This window comes from uncultured Mailhella sp. (genome assembly GCF_944324575.1).
GTDB lineage: Bacteria > Desulfobacterota > Desulfovibrionia > Desulfovibrionales > Desulfovibrionaceae > Mailhella.
The window spans coordinates 1-5307 of the sequence record NZ_CALUWV010000129.1 but is presented as its reverse complement, the minus strand read 5'-3'; the positions used below and the strand labels follow the sequence as shown (position 1 = coordinate 5307).

Sequence of the window (5307 nt, the reverse complement as noted above, 5' to 3'; positions counted from 1 at the left end):
ACACCAGCACTGCCAACGATGTTGGGAAGCCCCGGAGCATTGTATTTGCCCACAGTCCCCCCGTTCCGCAAAAACAGTCCTTGCAGACGAGGTGCATACAATCCAAGCCCTTGCGGCTACTTTACCCATTTGCCGACCCAGGCGGCCTTATCCTCGGCAGAAGCGTTTGCTTCAAGCGTCATGCCGTTGAAGCCGCCAGCATCATACTTTTCCTTGAGTTCGGGGTAATCTTCAAAAAGAAACAGGGAACCATCCGGGAGGCCGAAGCCTTCGGGAAGCGTAGACGACGTCATAGGCACAATGCTGCCGATCATGGATTTGCGCCATTTTTCCGCGTCGGCCGTGGAAAACAGCTTCTGTATAGCCTGCCAGAGCTGATCCAGTTCCGTCTGGTACGGAGTAAGGCCGGACTTGGAAATAACGTTAATCAGTTCTTCCTGCACTCCGTTGCACCACTCGGCCGTCATCATGGTGGCCAACTCGCCGGTAGCAGGATTCCCGTTGGAAAAGTAACCGGGATTGTAGGAATTTTCCTGTACGGGAGGCATGACCGACACGACACCGGAAGCTTTAATTCTCTGCATCTTCCACTCCTTGATAAGTGACAAAAACCTTGCTGTGGGCAGGCTTCTGACGGTTCAAAATACATTCCAGGGAATTGTCGCCCCATGCGCGCAGGCGCTCGCCCATGACGGACTCTCCCATACGAAAAGACCGAATCCGACCGCCGGACGGCACGGAGACGAAAAACACATGATGAAAAAGGATATCGTTCAGCCTGTCTCCCATACGCGATACGCCCACGCGAAACTCGCGCACATGGGAGACAACGGCATTTTCATAGCCCTGAGCGCGGGCCAGTTCCCCATAATAGGCCTCATTCATGAGGCCGCCGCGCTGAAGCTTTTTGACCACGGCTTCACGCCTGGCCGCCACGCCTGCACCTTCCGGTGAACATTCATCCGGAAGCCCGAGTTCCTCTTCCCAGTCTTCCAGAGCTTCCAGCGTCTGCTGCGGATCGAGCTCACGGAGGAGGCGCTGTGCATCGCCTTCCAGTCTGGCCAGTTCCGCACCGAAGGCGGCAAGCAGACGGGCAAGGTTGGATTCCGGGTACGCCGTCCAGATGACTCCGCGCGGCAGCAGTTTTCTCAGCATGGCGGCATAGTCCGCCGCGGTATGGGCGGCCATCAGTCCACCCCCGCAAAGGATACATTGCCGAGCATGGGCATGACGTTTTCATCCGGCACAATGTTTGCCGCAGGCGACACCAGCACATGGTCTTCTTCTCCGGCGGAAATGCTCACAGCCTCATTGATATGTGAAAGGGGGATGGTCACGCCGGGTGCCCCTTCGCGGACAAAGAGGTCCGCAAGTTCCTGTTTGACGGCATTGCGCACGGCTTCCGTATTGGGGGAAATCTTCAAGGAGACATCCACCTTCAGCGCCTGCGGCGCGAAGGCCAGAAAATCGGCCGTCACAGGTCTGCGTGCGTCGATGTAGTCCTGCACGCGCTGCACCATTTCCTCATCCGGCAGCGGAGATTCTTCCTGTCCGTCGCAGACAAAGGACAGGCCCACGGTACCGAGTCCCAGGTAAAGCGGATAACACCACGCACGGGTGACGCCGGGCACTTCCAGAGCCCAGGTCACATAGTCCGTCGCCGTGCCGCCCATGGGCGGCGCCTGCAAGGTGGCCAGAAGACGGGCCCGGAGCTCGTCATCCGTTTCGGCATCCACGCCGCCGCTGAGAGAAAGCACGGTTGCCGAACCGGAAACACCGGCCACAGCCTGCACCAGCGTGAGTGTTTCGCCCGCGTCCAGATTGCCGGAACTGCCGCTTTCCGAAGCCGTGATCATGCCGGAACCGGGCACGGCCACGTCGGCGTCCACGGTAAAGAGCAGTCCGCCGTCACTTTTGAGCACGGCTCCTGCGGGAACGAGACCGGCTCCGGAAAAGGAAACCTGTCCCACGGAACGGGCGCCGGTCTTGCGGGTCATGCCCCAGGTGGACGCCTTGAGCTCCAGAAATTCCTGTTCCGCCGTCCTTATCCAGAACTGGGAAAAATACCACTGCAAAGCCCCGTACATGAGATGACAGGCTCCGGCCCACACCCAGACCAGCACGGAAAGCACGGAACGGGATTTGAGCGGCGCGCCGTCCAGAAGACGGCCGGACACGTCGGCCGCAATGCGGGAGCGCAACGTAGCAAGGGAAGGCCTGGAAAAGCTCATACTACCCCCATCATGGTGACATCGGTTTCAGTAAGGTTGATCATCCATGCGTCGGTCACGCGCTGGACCACGGAAGGACTTGCCCTTGTGACGGACACCTTGAGAGCAAGCATTCCCTGAACGGGATTTTCCGCCGTGACGCTCACAGCAGAGGCCAGCCCCTCATTGATGAGCCATTGCAGCGCGCTTCGGGCATAGGTTTCCGCCTGCACAAGCACGGATTCCAGCTGCTTCTGCCTGCGCAGAAGCCAGAGCTTGGAACCGATGCCCTGCTCGTCGCCCTGCAGGAAAAGCAGCGCATCCGCCCACCAGCCGCGCAAGTCTCTGCATTCCGGCGGAAGTTCATCCTTTTCCGCCCTGACATCGGTAAACAGGGAGACCATGATTTCCGTGCCCAGGGAATTGTCGCCCACAAGGTTGCCCCTCTGCACAGGCAGATCGAAAAGCCCCTGTTCGTTTTGAGCCATAAGAATGTCCATCTAGCCGCCCCTCATGAAACGGATAAGGTGAAGAACGCTCACCACAACGACACACCAGACAATGACACGTTCCATCATTGCGGTTCTCCCGTGGTTCCGCCGCTGTCGCCTGGGTGGGTATGATGTTCAAGGGAAATGCCGTTGCTGATGACTTCCCCGCCGGTGTTTTCCAGACCGCCCACAAAGGTGGACGCTCCGCCGCCGGACTTTTCGCCCGTGGTCTGCTGGCGTCCGGTCAAGGTGACGAGCGGCGTGTCCAGCGTGATCTCGGAACTTGCGGAAAGCGTGGCCGTTTCGCAGGAGAGAGTTAAAGTTCTGGTTGAAATATCCATGCAGTTGCCGTTCTTCAGGTGGATGAAGTCTCCGTCCTTATGATAGATGGCCACTTCTCCGGGCTTCAGTCCCTTCTTGCGCACGCGCCTGTCGTCCGCCACCACCACGACGGGGTGAGAACGGTCCGCGCCCACGAACACCACCGTTGCCTCAGCGCCTTCATCCGGTACGGAGGTGAAGCCGTAGTTCTGGAAGCGCTCCACGCCGTCGATGACTTCATCTTCCAAGAGAGATATCTGGACGCGCTGCATGTTGCCTTCGTCGTCCACAACGTTGAGCACGGCACGGGCTACGCCGTCACGCATGAGGTTGCGCAAACTTTCCATGAAGCTGTCGCGGCTCATGCCATGACCTCCTTCACCTTCTGCCCCTCGGCTTTGGCCTTTTCCGCCTGCTTGACATACAAATCCCAGTCCGTTCCGGAACCGGAAGATGAGGAAGCCCCGGAGGCTGTGCTTTTCTGGGCTGCTTCGGGTTCCGGCTGCCAGGCCGCGGGATCTTTCAGTGTCAGCTGCGTGGTGGTCCCGCCCGCGTCCCGCGTCCAGGTCACTTCTCCAATAAGCAGACTCTGCGATATCCCCAGCGCAGGAAGATGCACCGGCACCAGCACACCGGGTTCCCAGAGCCTGCCGGCACTGTCGCGCCAGCCCTGCACCGTGACCTGCACAGACGTGCCTTCCGCCCGTCTTGTGGTCATTTCCCACCGGGCGCGCTGGCGCATGTAGGCAACACCCCCCTGCTGGCTTGCCCGGATGACCAGCGGCCGATAACGCGTTATCTGCTCATCCGTGACCGTCGCCCTGACGGAACACGCCTTGCCGAAGTCCTGATCCGTGCCCTGCTTCTGCCCGGTCACGACATATTCGGAAAAACGGGCGGAGGCGTCGAAGGTGACCGAGGCCGAAAGCACGTTCACGCCTTCCTGAAGCACGGCAGAAAGCGTTTCCTGAGCCAGCCTGGCCAGCCTGAGTCCTCCTTTCCCGTCCGGCATGGCCACAAGCTCGCGCTGCTTCAAAAGGCGCTGCATGGCTTCCGCCACACTTTCCCCGGGCTGTATCTGAAACGCCGTAACGGGCTGCCCCTGGTCGCCTTCCAGCGTGACCGGCACGCCGAAAGGCGCACAGAGCGCCGAACAGATATCCATGAGGGAAGCGCCCTTCCAGCTGCCCGGCGCATGTACGGCGGAGGCGTCCACAATATCGGCGCTTCTGTCCCGCCCGGATACGGTTATCCCGTGCCTGCCGGAATCGAGCGACTGGGAAACGCTGTCGATGAAGCCGGTGACCAGCGTATCCGCCCCGCAGGCAAGCACGCAGTCCACGCCGGGCGACAGGGGCAGAGCCGCGCCGCCGTACTGAACGCGGTTTGCAAGTCCCAGGGAAAACGCGCCGGCCATGGCGTCCACGCTGCGGGAAGCCTGCAGGGACTCCCAGCCCGTCCAATTCACACCGCCCACGGTCAAGGTGATGTCATCCATGTATCAGCTCCAGTGCCTGCCCGCCCGGCACGAATCCGGGATGCCGCAGGCCGTTGCGCGCGACAAGTTCCTGTTCCGCTTCCAGACCGCCGGTCCAGCGCCAGACCACAGCCAGCGAGGGCATGACCTGGCTTTCCGTTACGCTGATCACGTCGGGAAGCGTGCGGGCCTTTTCCGCCATGGCGCGAAGCGTGACCGTGCGAAGGTCGGAAAGCGCGGCAAAGGTTTCATCGTCGGCTTCCATCTGAGCGGCGTCTATGGCATCGAGCACGGCCGCCTGAAGCTCTCCGGCCTCTTTGGTGGTGGAAGGCGCATACGCGGCGGCCACGGAACATGCCGCAGCCGCACACATCTGCCGCTGCACGCTGGCCATGATTGCCTGTCCTTCCGCTGCAGCCCTGCGCGACGTGCCGAAGACTTCCGACGCCGTCACCTGCGGAGCCGACTGCACCAGGGAAAGCAGAGAGTACAGCCCGGAAGACTGCTTTTTTGTCGTACCGGACGACGTGCTTCCCACAGAGGACGAGTCCTGCCCCATGCCCGTGCCGGACGACGAGCCGGCACTCTGTCCGGTGAAGCTTTCCGCTCCGGTCTGCACCATGTTCCAGCAGGAAACACCGAAGCTCCCCGCAGAAATCATGCCCGTGAGCCAGCCGGCAGAACCGGCCAGATCAGTCAGAGACGAAAAACCTTCCGGCAGAGACAGCACGCTTTTCACGCTGCTGATGAAGACGCCGGCGGCGTTTTCTATCTGCGAGACCACCCAGGCGCCCTTGTCCAGATACTG

General features: G+C 60.8%; 6 protein-coding genes and 1 pseudogene. All 7 read right to left on the bottom strand.

The features are described 5' to 3' along the window. Positions 1-116: 116 nt before the first annotated feature. Positions 117-584, bottom strand: coding sequence for a hypothetical protein (locus Q0J81_RS10445; protein WP_294447703.1), 468 nt, complete (start codon positions 582-584; stop codon positions 117-119). Beyond that, positions 571-1188, bottom strand: coding sequence for a putative phage tail protein (locus tag Q0J81_RS10440; protein ID WP_294447701.1), 618 nt, complete (start codon positions 1186-1188; stop codon positions 571-573). Before Q0J81_RS10440 ends, Q0J81_RS10445 begins: the two co-directional genes overlap by 14 nt. Then, complete coding sequence (locus tag Q0J81_RS10435; RefSeq protein WP_294447700.1) at positions 1188-2231, bottom strand: baseplate J/gp47 family protein; 1044 nt, start codon at positions 2229-2231, stop codon at positions 1188-1190. The genes Q0J81_RS10440 and Q0J81_RS10435 overlap by 1 nt, the downstream gene beginning before the upstream one ends. Continuing rightward, positions 2228-2698, bottom strand: coding sequence for a phage GP46 family protein (locus tag Q0J81_RS10430; protein WP_294447697.1), 471 nt, complete (start codon positions 2696-2698; stop codon positions 2228-2230). The genes Q0J81_RS10435 and Q0J81_RS10430 overlap by 4 nt, the downstream gene beginning before the upstream one ends. Positions 2699-2784: 86 nt before the next feature. Next, positions 2785-3387 (bottom strand): phage baseplate assembly protein V, encoded by a 603-nt coding sequence (locus Q0J81_RS10425; protein WP_294447695.1) that lies wholly within the window; start codon positions 3385-3387, stop codon positions 2785-2787. Then, entirely contained in the window at positions 3384-4520 is a 1137-nt protein-coding gene (locus Q0J81_RS10420; RefSeq protein WP_294447693.1) for a phage baseplate assembly protein, read from the bottom strand. The genes Q0J81_RS10425 and Q0J81_RS10420 overlap by 4 nt, the downstream gene beginning before the upstream one ends. Then, positions 4513-5307 (bottom strand): annotated as a pseudogene (locus Q0J81_RS10415) (hypothetical protein); the annotation flags it as partial. The pseudogene Q0J81_RS10415 and the gene Q0J81_RS10420, both read right to left, overlap by 8 nt.